This is a genomic window from Taibaiella sp. KBW10 (assembly GCF_003852495.1).
GTDB lineage: Bacteria > Bacteroidota > Bacteroidia > Chitinophagales > Chitinophagaceae > Edaphocola.
On the sequence record NZ_QAJI01000003.1, the window covers coordinates 34136 to 50705 of the forward strand.

General features: G+C 39.6%; 21 protein-coding genes. 7 read left to right on the top strand and 14 right to left on the bottom strand.

Annotation, left to right across the window (positions count from 1 at the left end):
* Positions 1-116 precede the first annotated feature (116 nt).
* From rplQ to infA, 7 genes are all read right to left on the bottom strand, one after another.
* The gene (gene rplQ, locus DBR32_RS15840; protein ID WP_124635094.1) at positions 117-839 is read right to left on the bottom strand and encodes a 50S ribosomal protein L17; all 723 of its coding nucleotides are present in this window, start codon (positions 837-839) and stop codon (positions 117-119) included.
* 143 nt (positions 840-982) lie between these two features.
* Entirely contained in the window at positions 983-1984 is a 1002-nt protein-coding gene (locus DBR32_RS04400) for a DNA-directed RNA polymerase subunit alpha (RefSeq protein ID WP_124635095.1), read from the bottom strand.
* A 126-nt stretch (positions 1985-2110) separates the two neighbouring features.
* Complete coding sequence (gene rpsD / locus DBR32_RS04405; protein ID WP_124635096.1) at positions 2111-2716, bottom strand: 30S ribosomal protein S4; 606 nt, start codon at positions 2714-2716, stop codon at positions 2111-2113.
* 152 nt (positions 2717-2868) lie between these two features.
* A complete protein-coding gene (gene rpsK, locus DBR32_RS04410) occupies positions 2869-3273 on the bottom strand; it encodes a 30S ribosomal protein S11 (RefSeq protein ID WP_124635097.1) in 405 nt (134 codons plus the stop codon).
* A gap of 123 nt (positions 3274-3396) precedes the next feature.
* Positions 3397-3777, bottom strand: coding sequence for a 30S ribosomal protein S13 (rpsM, locus tag DBR32_RS04415; RefSeq protein ID WP_124635098.1), 381 nt, complete (start codon positions 3775-3777; stop codon positions 3397-3399).
* A 35-nt stretch (positions 3778-3812) separates the two neighbouring features.
* Entirely contained in the window at positions 3813-3929 is a 117-nt protein-coding gene (gene ykgO, locus DBR32_RS04420; protein ID WP_086099068.1) for a type B 50S ribosomal protein L36, read from the bottom strand.
* 56 nt (positions 3930-3985) lie between these two features.
* Positions 3986-4204: a translation initiation factor IF-1 gene (gene infA / locus DBR32_RS04425; RefSeq protein WP_124635099.1), complete on the bottom strand. Its 219-nt coding sequence runs from the start codon at positions 4202-4204 to the stop codon at positions 3986-3988.
* Positions 4205-4379: 175 nt separating this feature from the next.
* Here infA and DBR32_RS04430 point away from each other — a divergent pair, with 175 nt between their 5' ends.
* The 5 genes from DBR32_RS04430 (at position 4380) to DBR32_RS04450 (ending at position 8290) form a co-directional block, all read left to right on the top strand.
* On the top strand, positions 4380-5318 hold the full coding sequence (locus tag DBR32_RS04430) for a helix-hairpin-helix domain-containing protein (protein ID WP_124635100.1): 939 nt from the start codon (positions 4380-4382) through the stop codon (positions 5316-5318).
* An 11-nt stretch (positions 5319-5329) separates the two neighbouring features.
* On the top strand, positions 5330-6472 hold the full coding sequence (locus DBR32_RS04435; protein WP_124635101.1) for an acyl-CoA dehydrogenase: 1143 nt from the start codon (positions 5330-5332) through the stop codon (positions 6470-6472).
* 73 nt (positions 6473-6545) lie between these two features.
* Positions 6546-6956, top strand: a complete 411-nt coding sequence (locus tag DBR32_RS04440) for a hypothetical protein (RefSeq protein WP_233559658.1) — start codon at positions 6546-6548, stop codon at positions 6954-6956.
* A gap of 1 nt (position 6957) precedes the next feature.
* Positions 6958-7707, top strand: coding sequence for an RNA methyltransferase (locus DBR32_RS04445; protein ID WP_158605905.1), 750 nt, complete (start codon positions 6958-6960; stop codon positions 7705-7707).
* A gap of 28 nt (positions 7708-7735) precedes the next feature.
* A complete protein-coding gene (locus tag DBR32_RS04450; protein ID WP_124635104.1) occupies positions 7736-8290 on the top strand; it encodes a hypothetical protein in 555 nt (184 codons plus the stop codon).
* A 372-nt stretch (positions 8291-8662) separates the two neighbouring features.
* Here the strand turns inward: DBR32_RS04450 and DBR32_RS04455 are convergent, their stop codons facing one another.
* The 6 genes from DBR32_RS04455 to rplK form a co-directional block, all read right to left on the bottom strand.
* Entirely contained in the window at positions 8663-10582 is a 1920-nt protein-coding gene (locus tag DBR32_RS04455) for an agmatine deiminase family protein (RefSeq protein WP_158605906.1), read from the bottom strand.
* Between the two features lie 186 nt (positions 10583-10768).
* A complete protein-coding gene (locus DBR32_RS04460) occupies positions 10769-11242 on the bottom strand; it encodes a CYTH domain-containing protein (protein WP_124635106.1) in 474 nt (157 codons plus the stop codon).
* A 175-nt stretch (positions 11243-11417) separates the two neighbouring features.
* A complete protein-coding gene (rplL, locus tag DBR32_RS04465) occupies positions 11418-11786 on the bottom strand; it encodes a 50S ribosomal protein L7/L12 (protein ID WP_124635107.1) in 369 nt (122 codons plus the stop codon).
* 94 nt (positions 11787-11880) lie between these two features.
* On the bottom strand, positions 11881-12459 hold the full coding sequence (rplJ, locus tag DBR32_RS04470; protein ID WP_124635108.1) for a 50S ribosomal protein L10: 579 nt from the start codon (positions 12457-12459) through the stop codon (positions 11881-11883).
* A 65-nt stretch (positions 12460-12524) separates the two neighbouring features.
* Complete coding sequence (gene rplA / locus DBR32_RS04475) at positions 12525-13217, bottom strand: 50S ribosomal protein L1 (protein ID WP_124635109.1); 693 nt, start codon at positions 13215-13217, stop codon at positions 12525-12527.
* Positions 13218-13256: 39 nt separating this feature from the next.
* A complete protein-coding gene (gene rplK / locus DBR32_RS04480) occupies positions 13257-13700 on the bottom strand; it encodes a 50S ribosomal protein L11 (protein ID WP_124635110.1) in 444 nt (147 codons plus the stop codon).
* A 186-nt stretch (positions 13701-13886) separates the two neighbouring features.
* On the opposite strand from rplK, the gene DBR32_RS04485 reads away from it, so the two are divergent.
* On the top strand, positions 13887-14468 hold the full coding sequence (locus tag DBR32_RS04485; protein ID WP_124635111.1) for a 5-formyltetrahydrofolate cyclo-ligase: 582 nt from the start codon (positions 13887-13889) through the stop codon (positions 14466-14468).
* 3 nt (positions 14469-14471) lie between these two features.
* Positions 14472-15146 (top strand): hypothetical protein, encoded by a 675-nt coding sequence (locus DBR32_RS04490; protein ID WP_124635112.1) that lies wholly within the window; start codon positions 14472-14474, stop codon positions 15144-15146.
* Positions 15147-15434: 288 nt separating this feature from the next.
* Here DBR32_RS04490 and DBR32_RS04495 read toward each other — a convergent pair whose 3' ends face one another.
* Positions 15435-16448, bottom strand: coding sequence for a T9SS type A sorting domain-containing protein (locus DBR32_RS04495; RefSeq protein WP_124635113.1), 1014 nt, complete (start codon positions 16446-16448; stop codon positions 15435-15437).
* Between the last annotated feature and the right edge of the window lie 122 nt (positions 16449-16570).

Sequence of the window (16570 nt, forward strand, 5' to 3'; positions counted from 1 at the left end):
TTAATACAAAATACTAAATATATAAAATAATAAAAACTAGAAAGATCAGATAATTTTTTACATAAAAAAGCCGTCTCTTGGTAGAGACGGCTTTTATGATGAGTAGTTAAGAAAGCTTATGCTTCTTTACCACCTTTTAATTCATCTTGTAATGTTTGTAATTCGTCCCATTTGCCATCAGCAGCCAATTGCGCTTGTTGTGCCCAAGTTGTTGCATCAGCCAGGTTGAAATTACCTTCAGCAGCTTCTAAGATTTCTTTTACTTCTTCAGCTGTTTTCGTTGCCAAAGTAGCGAAAGTAGTGATACCTGCTGCATTTAATGCTTCTGCGATCTTAGGTCCGATACCTTCGATTTTTACTAAATCATCACCAGAAGCAGCTACTGGAGCCGTTTCAGATTTTTGAGTAGTTGCAGTTGCTGCACCACGGCTACGACGTGTTTTCTTAGTAGCAGTTGTTTTTTCTTCTTTGTTGTAAACTGTATTAAAGTCTACTAATTCAATCATTGCCATTTCAGCAGCATCACCCATACGAGGAGCTAACTTAATGATACGGCAATAACCACCAGGACGGTTTGCGATTTTCTCACTTATTACATCAAACAATTCTTTGATAGATTCTTTGTTTTGTAAATAACCAAATACAACACGACGATTGTGTGTCGTATCATTTTTAGATTTAGTGATCAAAGGCTCAACGAATACGCGTAATGCTTTAGCTTTAGCTAAAGTAGTAGTGATTCTTTTGTGCTCAATCAACTGAGCAGCCAGATTGTGTAATAAGGCTTTTCTGTGAGAAGAGGTACGACCTAAATTGTTAACTTTGTCTCCGTGACGCATGACTAAAAAGTGTTTTTATATGCTGTACCGTGTCAAGGCATACAGCACTGCTTTATTCCCATGAAAGCGATTGCTTAATAAAACCGGTTATGATTAAATAAAGAAACCGTCTGGCTCAGGGAAACCAAACGGTATTATGTTGATTAGTGATTTGATTCACTCAATTTCACGCGACTCACGTCCATACCAAAGCTCAAACCTCTTTCGCCTAAAACCTGTTCGATTTCAGTTAAAGATTTCTGACCGAAGTTACGGAACTTCATCAACTCTTCTTGAGTGTATTGTACCAATTCGATTAAGGAATTGATTTTCGCTGCTTTCAGACAGTTGAATGCACGTACAGAAAGTTCTAAGTCTTCCAATGGTGTATTCAATACTTTACGCAATTGTAACAATCCTTCATCTACAGTCTCTTCTTTCTCTTCACGTTTTGTGTCCAGAGAGATGTTTTCGTCTGTGATGATCATCAAGTGTTGAATCAAAATACGGGAAGCTTCCTTAACGGCTTCTTCCGGATGAATAGTACCATCTGTAATCACATCCATAACTAATTTTTCATAGTCGGTACGTTGCTCCACACGGGTATTTTCAATAGCGTATTTTACATTCTTAATTGGCGTAAAAATAGAATCAATAGCGATAAAGTTGATCGAAGAATCTTTTGGACGATTCTCTTCTGCAGGTACATAACCGCGACCTTTACCGATATGAATTTCAATCTCTAAAGTAGCGGAAGTATCCAAATTACAGATTACCAGTTCAGGGGTCATTACTTCAAAATTTGGAGTAGCTTCGCCAATCATTGCTGCTGTAAATTGCTCTTTACCTTTGATTACCAGGGAAATTTTATCAGAAGAAATACTGCCTTCTGTGATGGATTTAAAACGTACTTGTTTTAAATTCAAAATAATTTCTGTAACATCTTCAATAACACCTTTAATTGTATCGAACTCATGGTCTACGGTAGCAATTTTGATACCGGTGATTGCATAACCTTCCAAAGAGTTTAATAATACTCTACGTAATGCATTCCCGATGGTGACACCATAACCGGGTTCCAGCGGACGGAATTCAAATTGTGCTTCGAAGTCTGTTGCTTTTTGCAATACAATTTTGTCGGGCTTCTGAAAATTCAATATAGCCATATTGAAAGAGTTGTTTTTTTGAAGTTTCAACCGAACAATGTATTCGGTCTATAAAATAAAATTTTGTTGCAATATAATAGAAAAAAATCAATTACCTCCTTATATAGCGAGGTAATTGAACTTTTATTATTTAGAGTACAACTCTACGATTAATTGCTCTTTAATATTTTCAGGAACAAACTCGCGCTCTGGAGCAGCAATGAAAGTACCTTTAAATTCTTTTTCGTTCATATCCAACCAGTTGATGTTTGGATTTTTACCGCGAACTAAGCTTATTACTGCAGAATTTACTTTTGATTTTGGTTTCAATTCGATCACATCACCTGCTTTCATAATGTAAGAAGGAATGTTTACAGATTCACCGTTAATCAGGATATGTTTGTGAGAAACCAATTGACGGGCAGCAGGGCGTGTAGGTGCTAAACCTAAACGGTATACTGTGTTGTCTAAACGGGATTCTAACAATTTGATCAAGTTCTCACCAGTCGCACCTTTCAAACGAGAAGCCTCTTTGTAGATGTTACGGAACTGTTTTTCTAACACCATGTAGGTGTATTTTGCTTTTTGTTTTTCTTTCAGTTGAATTGCGTATTCAGATTGAGATTTACGCTTACGGTTTCCACCGTGCATTCCCGGAGGATTGCTGTTTTTAGAAAGGTTTTTACCTGATCCTAAAATTGGTTCGCCGAAGATACGGCAGATCTTGTTTTTTGGTCCTGTGTAACGAGCCATTTTGTTTAAATTTTATATCGATTTTTGTAACACGGCCCTTCAGCTCATTTAAAAATCGGAAAAGCCGATCTGAAGGGAATTTAAGAATGTTATAAACACTATTAGACTAACCACAAAAATGTGGTTAATCCAATAGTTATATTAGTTATAGATTATACTCTACGTTTTTTAGGAGGACGACAACCATTATGTGGAATTGGCGTGATATCCTTGATTGTTACTACTTCGATACCGCTGTTAGCAACAGAACGAATAGCACCTTCACGGCCAGAACCAGGTCCTTTAACGATAACGTCTACTTTTTTCAAACCTGCGTCGATCGCTACTTTAGCAGCATCGGCAGCAGCCTGTTGTGCAGCGTATGGTGTGTTCTTTTTAGAACCACGGAAACCCATTTTACCTGCAGAAGACCAAGAAATTACCTGACCTGTTTTATTTGTAAAACTGATAATAATGTTGTTGAAAGTCGAAGTAATGTGTACGTCACCATGTGGCTCTACTTTTACTACTCTTTTCTTGGCAGCAGCTTTCGCTGTGTTAACTTTTCCTTTTGCCATTTTAATTAAGGTAATCTTTAAATGTTTTAAAATAACTAAGCGATCAAGCGCTTAGCCGGGTGAACCCTCCCTCGCGAAGAAGTACAATACAGAGATCTGGCGTCCACACCAAGTTTAATTGGTTTACTTCTTCGCAGCTTTTTTCTTACCTGCAACAGTGCGGCGTTTACCTTTACGGGTACGGCTGTTCGTTTTAGTACGTTGTCCACGTAGAGGTAAACCTTTACGGTGACGTACACCACGGTAACAAGCGATATCCATAAGACGCTTAATGTTCATTTGGATTTCAGAACGCAACTGACCTTCTACTTTGAATTCCGAACCGATTACGTTACGGATTGCAGTTTGTTCCTCATCATTCCATTCGTTTACTTTTTTATCAAAATCAATACCAGATTTTACTAAAATGTAACGAGCAGTGCTGCGGCCGATTCCAAAAATATAGGTTAAACCTATCTCGCCACGTTTGTTTTTAGGTAAGTCAATACCAGCTATACGAGCCATTTAATAAATTTTGTTTTAAAAATTTAGAAATTTAATTATCCCTGACGTTGTTTGAAACGAGGATTCTTTTTGTTGATCACATACAATTTGCCTTTACGACGCACGATTTTACAATCTGCACTACGCTTTTTGATGGCTGCACGAACTTTCATGTTTATTATTTATAGTATTTACAATTAAACAAATTTATTACCTTCAGAAAGGAAGATTATTTGTAACGGTAGATGATTCTACCTCTACTCAAATCATAAGGACTCATCTCTACCCCTACTTTATCTCCGGGAAGAATACGAATGTAGTGCATCCGCATTTTACCGGATATCGTAGCCAATATCTCGTGTCCGTTCTCCAGTCTTACCCGAAACATTGCGTTGGATAAGGCTTCTATAATATTTCCGTCTTGTTTTATAAGGGGCTGTTTTGCCATAATTTCTAAAAGGAATGCAAAGGTAAGCAATTTTTTTTGAATAATGTAAAAAAAATATATTATTACGACAATAGTATGCTTGACCTATTGCAATATAAATGTGCAGTATAGAGGAAGACTTTCAGATATACTAAATAATTCATATATTTGAGTACACCTAAAAAATCTATGCGTTATGAAAAATACTGCATCTGCCGCCTCATTTTCAAAAAATCAGGTATGGGGCATCGTCATCTTAATAGTATTGATCCTGCTCCTCATTGTCTGCTGGCGAATCATTCCCCTGTTACAAACCGATAATGACTATATACCGCAAGCTGGTATACAAAAGGAATGGGAAGCCGCGCAAAAGTACGAAAAAATAACACAGGACCCATCAGAACATCCAAACACCTACGATTATCCGGAAACGGGCAGTTCCAGTACCACCCTCTTCTCTTTTGACCCGAATACAGCGTCTGAAAACGATTTTGTACGCCTGGGCCTGAGTCCGAAGGTGGCACGTACGATTCTCAATTACCGCAATAAGGGTGGGAGATTTTACAAAAAGGAGGATTTTGCCAAGATCTACACCCTTCGGGAAGAAGATTTCAAGCGACTGCTGCCCTACATCCATATTGAAGGAGGTAATAAACAGGCTTATGGCCATCAGGCATATAATTCTTATCCCTATCATAAGAATGCCAAAGGAAGCCGTAACACCTACCCTTCCAAAACAAATGAACCTGTCTATATCAATACCTGTACACCCGAACAACTTATGGGGTTAAGGGGGATCGGTACCGGTTATGCTTCCCGTATCCTTAAATACAGAGATATCTTGGGAGGTTTTATTGCCGTAGAACAGCTCAAAGAGGTGTATGGAATGAATGACAGTTTATATGAAGCCATCAAAGACCTCATCAGGATACAACCGGAGCAGATACGGAAGATCAATATTAATACCGCTACAGAAGAAGAATTAAGACAACATCCTTATGCCCGTAATATGGTAAAATACATTATCTTGTACCGCAAAGACATCGGACAATTTAAACGAATAGAAGAATTCCGTCAAGTTCCTTTGATTAATGAAGAAAAATATCGTAAAATTGCACCCTATTTATCATTATAATTACTCAGTTTATGGACTTTAAGTACACGGAGACGCAGCAACAAATTGCGGAAATGGTTAGAGATTTCGCCAATAAAGAAATTCGCCCCAATATTATGGAGTGGGATGAAAACCAGATTTTCCCTGTGGAATTATTTCACAAAATGGGTGAACTGGGTTTGATGGGTGTATTAGTACCGCAACAATATGGTGGCGCAGAACTGTCCTACTTTGAATATATTACGGTGGTAAGTGAGATCGCGAAAGTATGTAGCTCTATCGGTTTATCGACAGCAGCACATAATTCTCTGTGTACCGGTCATATCTTATACTTTGGTAACGAAGAGCAAAAACAAAAATATTTACCGAAACTGGCCAGCGGCGAATGGATTGGTGCCTGGGGTTTAACCGAAGCCAATACAGGATCTGATGCCGGTAATATGCGCTGTACGGCTACCCGCGAGGGAGATGAGTGGGTATTGAATGGTACTAAGAACTGGATCACTCATGGTATCTCTGGTAATGTGGCTGTTGTATTGGCCCGTACAGGGGAACCAAGAACTAAAAATAATGTAACGGCTTTTATCGTAGAAAGAGGAACTCCTGGTTTTTCTGCCGGTAAAAAAGAGAATAAATTAGGCATGCGTGCTTCTGAAACCGCAGAATTGGTTTTTGACAACTGCCGTATTTCCGATGCACAACGTATGGGTGAAGTAGGATCCGGATTCAAACAAGCCATGAAGGTATTGGATGGTGGCCGTATCTCTATCGCAGCCTTATCTTTAGGTATTGCAAAAGGGGCTTATGAAGCTGCCGTTAAATATGCTAAAGAACGCCAGCAATTTGACCAGCCTATCGCTAACTTCCAGGCAATCGCCTTTAAACTGGCCGACATGGCAGTTAAAATTGAAGCCGCTGAATTACTGATTTATCAAGCTGCAGATTTGAAAAATCGTGGAGAGAAAATGACCAAAGAATCGGCCATGGCTAAAATGTATGCTTCTGAGATTTGTGTTCAGGTGGCAACAGATGCCGTACAGGTCTTCGGTGGTTACGGCTATACCAAAGACTTCCCTGTAGAGAAATTCTACCGCGACGCTAAACTGTGTACGATTGGTGAAGGAACGACTGAGATCCAGAAATTGGTGATCTCTCGCGATATCCTGAATATGTAATCGTGAATTATCCAATATTTCCAACAAAGGCTTTATTCTTATACAGAGTAAAGCCTTTGTTTCCTTTACTGATATGACCTTACTGATGAGCGCATGGCTCCGAAAACCTTATAATGTCCTGGTACTGCTTGCGGTACTGACCTTTGCCGGGTCTTTTATAGACCTGAGTGTATTGGATATACACCTGCATGATACGTATTTTATCATTGACCAAAAGTATATTTACTGGGCTTATAGTGCCGTGCTACTGGTTATGGCGCTCTTATACCGGCTTTGCCATTCTTACCTGCTTTCTGCCTGGTTGAGCTGGATGCATATTGCCTCATTGGCAATACTCCTTGGCTGGGTCACGCTGGCCAGAGCATTCATCGACCTGAGTATTTTAAATTCAAAATCCCTGCTCTTTTTACTGGTGATCATCAATATATTTGCACTGCCTGTCAATGTTATTGCAGGAATGCTTCGTAAACTACTTTTCAAATAACATGAATATCAGCAAAAATCAACTCAAATATATCCGCTCCCTTTCGCAACAAAAATTCCGGAAAGAACACCAGACCTATATTGTAGAAGGAATAAAAAATGCAGCTGAATGGCTGATGGCTAAAGCTGATATTGAATATATCGTGGCCCTGGAATCCTGGTATACCGAAAATATGCCTTTATATACACACCTGGAACGCGCTAAGATTCTGATTGCAACAGAAGCCGATTTTGAAAAGATCTCCGGTTTCAAAACACCGAACCAGGTTTTACTGACGGCACACATGCCCAAAATACAGCCGGCAGCCGACTTTAAAGACCAATGGACACTGGTACTGGATAAAGTTCAGGATCCGGGCAATATGGGCACCATCATTCGCACCGCAGACTGGTTTGGTATTAAACAGATTGTCTGTTCACCCGACTGTGTCGAGATCTACAATCCCAAAGTAATCCAGTCTACTATGGGCAGTGTACTTAGAATGCAGTTTACCCATACGAACCTGGTTTCTTTCCTTGAAACTCATAACGAAATCGCTTCTTATGCAGCTATTTTAGGTGGTAGTCCGATCGGGTCCTTAACCGCAACCCCCAAAGGCTTTATCATTATGGGTAATGAAAGTAAAGGGGTATCGGCCGAGGTGCAGGCATTGGCAACACAAGGCATTACAATTCCCCGCATAGGCAATGCAGAGTCGCTGAATGTCGCTGTGGCAACGGGCATTATTTGCAACGAATTGATCTCCTCTTAAGCAACCTCCGGAAATAAAAGACATTACGATGAAAGCATTAACTACTTTCTTTTTGGGTATATTATTAACAACAAGTACATGGGCACAAAAGGCGACTAAGCATATTGCTTATCCCAACAGCTTCAGGATGAGCAACACTTTTTTAACCAATTTTATCATTGCTCCGGTCACCTCAGCAATTAAAAAAGAAATTGGGTTCAGCACTAATCCCGGGACGACCACTAATCCTGATATTATAAAAAAGCTTGCCCCTAAAGATATTAAATGGAGTGGTATCAATAGTATTTATTACCAGATATACCAAAACAAAGAAAGTCAAAAAACACATTATGCCGGCGCTATTGTCTACAGATTTAAGAACAAGAAAACTTTAGATCAAAGTCTGGGTCAACTTCAAATACAAAGCAATGAAGGATATTTAGTACTGGATCATTACCTGATCCGTATCTGGAGTAATGATCATAAAAATGCCGCAATGCATTTAGAAAGGTTGGCTGACTATTTTACCCGAAAATCAGGCGCCACGGTTATTTATTTTAAAGAAGAGAAAGTGTCCGATGTAACAGAGCCCCTTACAGATTAACAGGTGCAAGAACAGGTGGATAGTAAGTACCTCAAAATCCATACAGCCATAAATTAGCATTTTCAACTTTTGAGGCGCTTATAGACCTGAGCGTCCGACATAAATTTTCTTTCGATGCCATGGGGCTGAGATGATCAAGGGCTTCATGTAATCCTGATTCATTGTACGCTTCCCTCCACTCTTTTGTTGACATCACAATAAAAGAAGAAACGTGTGATTACTTGCCGAAGTTTATCGCACTAAATGATCACCAATCGGCTATCCAATTTCAATACACGAGGATAACAAAAGAGGTCGCCCTAACATAGGCGACCTCTTTTGTATGCGTTTATAATGTTGCTATTAACAAGCATCCATCACTTAATCGATTCCTTATTTCTTGATCAGTTTACGGCTACCCACTACTTGTCCGTCACTGCTGATGACCATAGTGTACACACCGGCACTCAGCGCCTGAGTATTATATTTCAGGTACTGACTCGCTTTGATCCTCCCATAATGCTGCACAGACAGCTTCTTACCGGTTACATCATAGAGAGACAGGTCTATATTGCCGGGCTTCTGAACCACGATCTCAATATTCGTTTCTGTAGTGGCCGGATTAGGATACAGGTTGCCGATACTAAAATTAGTATTTGTCACTTTGTCCAGACTCAATGTTTTGTTATACCAAAACACATAAGGCCCTTCTGCACCTGGCATTGGCCTGGTTATGGTCTTACCATTAATACTGGTCGCCGACAAATAGTATTCGAAGGTATCTATATTATTGGTTGTTGTACTTGGGATATTAGCCAGCCAATGATTGCCCGTTCCGGCAGTCATTGTTGTATTCGTCCAGGTAGTGCTACCTTTTTTTCTCCAGTACAATGTAGCAGCGGCAATACCACTTTTATTGGTGATCTCGGCATCAATAGGATAACCGCTTTGGTAGCCTTGGAGCGAACGATAAGGAAAATGGAAAAAGCGTAATGGGTTCTCTGCACTGAATTCTTTGGTAATACAGTGAATAGATCCACCCGAGCCATCTAACAAACGCATATCTATCGGCACAATATTATAACCCGGATAAGCTTTTTTGATAGAATCGATGGCAGCCAGATCTCCGGCAATATTACCACTGGTTGCATCACTGAATATGGGCTGTATAATCGTTTTATTTACGATCAGGTGATTGGAATATGTACGGGTATAGCTTGCATAATCGTCTGCAGAAGTATACCAGCTTCCGTCATCTTTAGATGGGAATGGAATATGGTTAAACTGATAGGGTTTATTGTGGTGATTTATCCTGGTAGCCAGGGTATCAATATTGTTTTTAGCGATGGTATAATCGGTAAAACCCGGCACCGTAGCCATTGCCGTAGGCATTTTAGTGTAGACGAAGGTATTTTCATCAATCATATCTACATATAAATCAATGTGCCCTGTACCACCGTCATGTGGTAGCAGAGGAAGAATATCCGCACGTTGGAGCTTTAAGGCACTACTTATCGAATCTTTAGTCCTGGTTTGCGTATAGGTATTATAGTAAGCATTCAGTTCATATACAGCAGTGCTGGTCGCAAGGTGTCCTGTACCGTCGAGCAGTATATTACCGCCTTCATAATATACAGGTGATTGGTACACCGGTATACCCAGTTCTGTACCCCATTTGATGGGTAATAAATTATCCATGTCCCTTCCCGGATAATATTTAAAATCAACCCAGCCAATCTTATCGTCGGTATCATAATAATAGTTTATCGGACCGAAGTCTCTGGCCCATATATCGTCACCGTCATAAATCATAAAGCGGTAATTGGTCAATGGTTTACCGGCCAATTGCATGCGTTCCTTCACCGCTGCAGTATCGCTGGCAAACCAAACAGTAATATATACTTTAGCACCAGCCTCCTGGATGGAAGAGGCCAATTTAATATATAAATCCGGAGCAGGAGAGGACAACATTGTATCTACTACCGGCACCGCATCGTAGGTATATGGCCAGCTGATAAAGACACCCTGTATCTCCTCAAATTCTCCCGGAAATTTAGCGTCGCTTACGGTTGGCGGTGGCGCTCCTCCTGTAGTGTTTGCGTTTTTTTTTACTTCTTCTTTATCCTGCAGTACAGTAGCCGGTTTGCGCTTATGCTGCTCACGGAATTTTGCAGTGTACTCTTCTTTGCTCAGTTTGCGTAAAGCATCATAAGCCTCTTTCTTCTGCTGGGGGCTGGGTTCTACTCTATGCTGTGCCTGAGCTGCCGTACACAAGGCAATAGCCACAGTAGAGACGAGAATATTTTTAATCATATTGAACATTTTGAAGGGCTAAAGATATAGTATATTTATCGAATAAATATTGTCCTGAGGTAAACTAAAGCCACGTTGCGGTTAACCTACAGACTACTACACTAGTTGTAAATAAAAACAATTGAGCTAAGGACAGGAAAAAGAATACATTACAGGATAAAGCAACTTAAGTGACATCGCAGAAGATTATTTATTCCAGTTTTTATATGGATGGATGGTCAGATTTGAATTGTAATATTCTTGCTGTCCGGTAACCTCCCTGCCCACCCAGTCGGGCAACTCAAAGTGTTCCGCTTCGCTAGTCAGTTCTATTTCCGCCACGATCAATCCGGCATTATCCCCTGCAAATTCATCTACTTCCCAAATCTTACCCTTAAATAATATTTTGTACCTGGTCTTAGATAACTCTGAAACGGAAAACATCGCTAACAGCTCTTCTGCTTCCTGATAGGGAATCTGATACTCATACTCTGCTCGGGTAGCGCCCACAGAGATCCCTTTTATGGTCAAGAATCCTTTATCTGGCGTCTGCCTTACCCTGATGGTCTTTTGAGGGTCGGTTAACAGGTATCCCTGTCTGTATCTTGCCCCTTCCGGCTTTGGCGTTTGGCTCCATTTGTCAAAATCTACTAAATATTTTCTTTCTATTTCCTGTCCCATAATGTTCTGCTTTAAAGCGCGCCTATTCACAGCTTGTAAGTAATAAGCGATACAACTTAGCAAAGATATCGCTATCGTAGAAATAAACCCTGTTCTGCCTCTCTAAGACAGGATAGGCACATAACAAATAAAGGCCTCCCGTTTGGGAAGCCTTTATTATATGAGGTTGGAAGAATTAAGCTAATTCAACTTCAGCACCAGCTTCAGTTAATTTAGATTTCAAATCTTCTGCAGTTGCTTTATCAACACCTTCTTTGATTGCTTTAGGAGCGCCATCAACTAATTCTTTAGCTTCTTTCAGACCTAAACCAGTCAAATCTTTTACGATTTTAACTACGTTCAATTTAGATGCACCTGCACTTTTCAGGATTACATCAAAAGTAGTTTTTTCAGCTACTGCTGCTGCACCGTCACCTGCTGCTACAACTACTGCTGCTGCTGCTGGTTCGATACCGTATTCAGATTTTAAGAAATCTGCTAATTCTTGAACGTCTTTAACTGTTAAGTTTACTAATTGTTCAGCTAATGCTTTAACGTCTGCCATTTTTATAAGATTTTAATAGTGTTAAATATAATTTATAATGATACTGGAAGCCAATATTTGTTGATAAATCCATAAGGAAATATCGTTCTTAAAATTACTCTGCAGCCGGAGTCTCTGGTGCTTCTGGAGCTTCCGGAGTTTCTGGTGTAGGTGCTTCTTCTACAGCAGGAGCAGCTTCTTCGCCACCTTCTGATCTGTTTTCTAAAGCAGCAATTACACGGCTGATTGGAGATTGTAATAAACCGATAACTTCGCCGATAAGCTCGTTTTTGGTTTTGATATTTTTCAACTGAGTTAAAGTGTTGTCGCCAACGAACAGATCTTCGCCGATTAACGCTGCTTTCAATACTGGTTTATCACCAGGATTGTCTTTACGGAACGCAGATAAAATTACTGCTGGTTCTTTAGGAGAATCAGAGAACATTAAAGCGGTAACACCGTGTAATGAATCGTAGATACCTGCATACTTCTCATCATTCAAGCTTTCTAATGCTTTTTTGATCAAAGTATTTTTAGCTACGGTCATTTCTACTTCTTTTTCGAAGCAGGCACGACGAATGCTACTGATTTGCGCTACTGATAAAGACTCCGTATTCGTAATATAGAAATTGCTATACTGAGAAAATTTATTCTTTAAAAGCTCAATTGCTTCTTGTTTTTGAGCAGTTGTCATTGTTTGAATGATTTAATTCCGTTTGATCGGAAATGTTAATTAATGTGTTTCGCTAAACGCTAAAGTTAAGATACAGATTTTGCATCTACCGCAATACCAGGACCCATAGAAGGAGCAATTGTTACACCTTTTACATAAGTACCTTTTGCAGTTGCAGGCTTCATACGAACTAATGTGTTGATTAATTCCTGAGCATTTTCAGCAATTTTGTTAGGCTCGAAAGATACGCGACCAACAGATGCGTGAATAATACCTGCTTTATCTACTTTGAAAGCGATTTTACCACCTTTTACATCGTTCACAGCTGCAGCAACATCATTAGTAACTGTACCTGTTTTAGGGTTTGGCATTAAGTTACGAGGACCTAATACTTTACCTAAACGACCGATTTTAGGCATTACGGATGGTGTAGCGATAATCACATCGATATCAGTCCAACCACCTTCGATTTTAGAAATAAATTCGTCCAGACCAACATAGTCAGCACCGGCAGCAGTTGCTTCTGCTTCTTTATCTGCAGGGCAAAGTACCAATACTTTCTTTGTTTTACCAGTACCGTGTGGTAAGGTTACTGTACCACGTAAGGCCTGATCTGCTTTTTTAGGATCGATACCTAAACGAACGTGAACGTCTACAGAACTATCAAAGTTTGTACAATTCACTTCTTTTACCAACTGAGCGGCTTCACCCAGCGAGTACGCTTTATTTTTATCTACTTTAGCTTCTGCAGCTTTTCTTTTTTTAGTTAAGGTTGCCATTGTAACAACAAGTTTAATTTAGGAATGAACTAATAGGGTTTAGTTTTGCCAAGGGGCATCACCTTCTACAGTAAGACCCATGCTACGTGCTGTACCGGCAACCATTTTCATAGCGCTGTCTACAGTGAAGCAGTTTAAATCGCTCATTTTATCTTTCGCGATTTCTTCAACTTGTGCCCAAGTTACTTTTCCTACTTTGTTACGATTAGGCTCTTTTGAACCGTTTTTGATTTTAGCATGGTCCATTAACTGAACTGCTGCCGGAGGAGTTTTGATTACAAAATCAAATGATTTGTCCGTGTAAACGGTAATCAAAACCGGTAATACTTTACCTGGTTGATCTTGTGTACGTGCGTTGAACTGCTTACAGAATTCCATGATGTTTACACCTTTAGAACCCAAAGCAGGACCGATTGGAGGCGCTGGATTTGCCTGACCGCCTTTACATTGGAGCTTTACATAGCCCGAAATCTCTTTAGCCATTGCTTAATTTTTTGGTATTAACGAGTTAATTGTTGACTCTCCCAAATCTACATATTTCTATTGCAGATTTTTTGAGGATGCAAAAGTAAGATATTATTTTTTATAATCCAAAACTTTTATTTTCCTCTGCTTATAATTGATAAAGGTAAACAATAAACGGGTAAATATTCTAAGTATCTTTGGCTCATGATGACCAAGCAAGCACTCCGGACGGAATATCTCAATAAAAGAAAGGCCCTGACCGAAGCCGAGCGCAACAAACAGGATGACCTGCTCTTAATCCAGTTACAAAGGGTGCCGCTCCTCAACACCCAAACGCTGTTTAATTATGTACCGATGGCGGAGATGGCAGAACCGAATACTTATTTTCTCGCCCAATACCTGGAGGCCATCATTCCCGGCCTGGTCACCGCCTACCCCATTACCAATCTTAAAGAAAGTACGATGGAGGCTTTTATTGCTGACGAAAATACTCCATTCGAAAAAAATCGTTTCGGCTTAGTCGAACCCCTCAGTACCTTAAAAATGGATCCCGAAGCAATTGATGTCGTTTTCACACCCCTGCTGATTGCTGATTTACAGGGATATCGGGTCGGATTTGGGAAAGGCATTTATGATAAATACCTAAAAACCTGCCGTACGGATACCTTAAAAATCGGATTTAGCTATTTCGAACCCGTCAGCGAAATTTCGGATATTAATAAAAATGACATACCTTTAGATATTATAATAACCCCTTATCAAATATTTGAATTTTTAAAAAAATAGCCCATGAAGTATCTTGTAAGCTTATTTAGTCTTTCCGCATTATTATCTGTTTTGTTTTTTGGTTCTTGTAAGAAAAAGAAAATCATCGACCCTACCAACGAAGGGATAAGTACGTACTTACCGACTAACGTAAATAACTGGTGGAAGTACCTTGCAAGTGATGGCACTGTTTTTAAACGATATTATACCGGCAGAGATACCGTTGTGGACGGCTTTAATTACAACCTTTTTGAACAGGTAGATGTGAACACTGGTACGATTGTAAAAGAGTTCTATGCTAAATTTGAAGGAAACTATTATACTTTGCTGCAATTGGACAACAGCGGCACCCGATATGTAAAAGCAATTGTATTAAATGAAAACCCACAGGTAGGTAATACCTGGGAAAGCACCGGAAGCTTTACCTACGGCATTGCTATTCCAACTAAAATTGAAGGTAAGGTAACCTCCATCAACGGAACCTTTACCGTAAATAATGTGGTAGTCGACAGCGTAGTAGAGGTAAAAAGTGTATTATACGGAAAGCTGAACCTGCTCACCTGGACAAACTGTGGTACGATCATCATGAAATTTAGAAGAGGCTTAGGAATCATTAGCGAAAATTACGACTTTAATGTAGGCGGTTTCTTCTCTAAACAATATTCAAATTACATTACGGACTATTATGTACAACCATAAAAAAGCGTAAATCAATCATAAAACAAAAGAGGTCGTTANNTAACGACCTCTTTTGTTTTATGCCCGGAAGGAGAAAACCCGTCTATACAAAATGCCCTGGTTTGAGATTACAAACCAGGGCATTTTCGTACGCTACTTAATATTTATTTACAATATGCGCGCCATACAACAGTAAGCGATTTATGCTCTTAATTGTCAAATGAGCCATATCAATCCTCTTAATGGAAAAGATAAGCATAACCACATCAGGAAACACTTGCTTGCTACAAGCAGCGCCTCAAGTTTACTTTATTTTGTAAACTTGCCGGTTTGCCTTGCAGTACCTTTTGCATTATACAATTCATAGTAATACAAACCGTCTGCATATCGGTTTAGATCAAGGCGTTTTTGACCATCTCTAAATTGCTCATGGTGCATTACTTGTCCCAAAGCATTATAAACCACCAAGGTGTATACCTGTGATAAGCCTGTTTTTTGCTCAAAAACAACATAGTCTTTTGCAGGATTCGGATAGATTTTAAAACCTAAATTACTTGTCTTAACAGGATTGATGCCTGCGGTACCGGCACTCCAGAACAATTCAACTTTATCCACAAATAAGGTGTTATTCAAAAAGTATCCGTTAGGACCTGCATCTCCGGCAGAGACAAATCCAACCACCATAGTATCTGTAGCCGTTCCAAAACTGGTATAGATTACCGGAATTTTCACCTTAGTATAGCCATTGGCACTTGGGGGCGCCAAAACGATACCCTGTCCGATAACGCCGATAGAATCGGGTCTGATATGTCCATAGGCCAATACAAAAGCCACACCGGTATCCTGATTGGTGGCAGGGGCATTTATATAAGCAGTAACACTATCTATTTTTTTACCGTACATGGGTGTACCATTGGTATAGGTAAAAAGATCATAAGGATTAACATTTCCGGAACTCTGTGCTTGCATTAAGGCCGCAATATTCAGGTTTTGTTTGGCATTGGTCAACAATGCAGGTACATTTTTCAAAGAATCGCCAAAGTGTTTGGTCATGATCTTTGCACAATAATCCCCCTCATATTTATCGGCAGATTTATATAATTGTTTTTGTGGGGTAAAAGGTACACCGGAGAGCAAAAGCAAGGGGCCTACCTGATTATTTAAAACCTCATCGGTACCATACCATGCAGTGGGTCTTTCTAGCTGATAAGGTAAAGAGGGCGCTACCCAGGACTCGAAAGTACCATTGGTGATGGCCGGTGTTTGTGCCATCGCCATTGAAGCAACAAGCAATGAAGAGATAAAGAATAAAATACGTTTCATAATGATATTTATATTTAAAAGTCAAATATAATCAATATTTAGAGATTGCTTCTGATTTCATTAAGATCGCTAAACACAAAAGCACCTATCGTATAGATAAGTGCTTTTTATTATGATGTTAC

Bases quoted from the DNA above. Each gene is read 5' to 3' on its own strand.
- rpsD (WP_124635096.1), bottom strand. From the start codon at position 2,716: ATGGCTCGTTACACAGGACCAAAAAACAAGATCTGCCGTATCTTCGGC.
- DBR32_RS04495 (WP_124635113.1), bottom strand. From the start codon at position 16,448: ATGAAACGTATTTTATTCTTTATCTCTTCATTGCTTGTTGCTTCAATG.
- DBR32_RS04435 (WP_124635101.1), top strand. From the start codon at position 5,330: ATGGACTTTAAGTACACGGAGACGCAGCAACAAATTGCGGAAATGGTT.
- infA (WP_124635099.1), bottom strand. From the start codon at position 4,204: ATGGCAAAACAGCCCCTTATAAAACAAGACGGAAATATTATAGAAGCC.
- DBR32_RS04430 (WP_124635100.1), top strand. From the start codon at position 4,380: ATGAAAAATACTGCATCTGCCGCCTCATTTTCAAAAAATCAGGTATGG.
- rplK (WP_124635110.1), bottom strand. From the start codon at position 13,700: ATGGCTAAAGAGATTTCGGGCTATGTAAAGCTCCAATGTAAAGGCGGT.
- DBR32_RS04445 (WP_158605905.1), top strand. From the start codon at position 6,958: ATGAATATCAGCAAAAATCAACTCAAATATATCCGCTCCCTTTCGCAA.
- rplA (WP_124635109.1), bottom strand. From the start codon at position 13,217: ATGGCAACCTTAACTAAAAAAAGAAAAGCTGCAGAAGCTAAAGTAGAT.
- DBR32_RS04450 (WP_124635104.1), top strand. From the start codon at position 7,736: ATGAAAGCATTAACTACTTTCTTTTTGGGTATATTATTAACAACAAGT.
- DBR32_RS04400 (WP_124635095.1), bottom strand. From the start codon at position 1,984: ATGGCTATATTGAATTTTCAGAAGCCCGACAAAATTGTATTGCAAAAA.
- ykgO (WP_086099068.1), bottom strand. From the start codon at position 3,929: ATGAAAGTTCGTGCAGCCATCAAAAAGCGTAGTGCAGATTGTAAAATC.
- rplL (WP_124635107.1), bottom strand. From the start codon at position 11,786: ATGGCAGACGTTAAAGCATTAGCTGAACAATTAGTAAACTTAACAGTT.
- DBR32_RS04460 (WP_124635106.1), bottom strand. From the start codon at position 11,242: ATGGGACAGGAAATAGAAAGAAAATATTTAGTAGATTTTGACAAATGG.
- DBR32_RS04490 (WP_124635112.1), top strand. From the start codon at position 14,472: ATGAAGTATCTTGTAAGCTTATTTAGTCTTTCCGCATTATTATCTGTT.
- rplQ (WP_124635094.1), bottom strand. From the start codon at position 839: ATGCGTCACGGAGACAAAGTTAACAATTTAGGTCGTACCTCTTCTCAC.
- rpsM (WP_124635098.1), bottom strand. From the start codon at position 3,777: ATGGCTCGTATAGCTGGTATTGACTTACCTAAAAACAAACGTGGCGAG.
- DBR32_RS04455 (WP_158605906.1), bottom strand. From the start codon at position 10,582: ATGATTAAAAATATTCTCGTCTCTACTGTGGCTATTGCCTTGTGTACG.
- DBR32_RS04485 (WP_124635111.1), top strand. From the start codon at position 13,887: ATGATGACCAAGCAAGCACTCCGGACGGAATATCTCAATAAAAGAAAG.
- DBR32_RS04440 (WP_233559658.1), top strand. From the start codon at position 6,546: ATGACCTTACTGATGAGCGCATGGCTCCGAAAACCTTATAATGTCCTG.
- rplJ (WP_124635108.1), bottom strand. From the start codon at position 12,459: ATGACAACTGCTCAAAAACAAGAAGCAATTGAGCTTTTAAAGAATAAA.
- rpsK (WP_124635097.1), bottom strand. From the start codon at position 3,273: ATGGCAAAAGGAAAAGTTAACACAGCGAAAGCTGCTGCCAAGAAAAGA.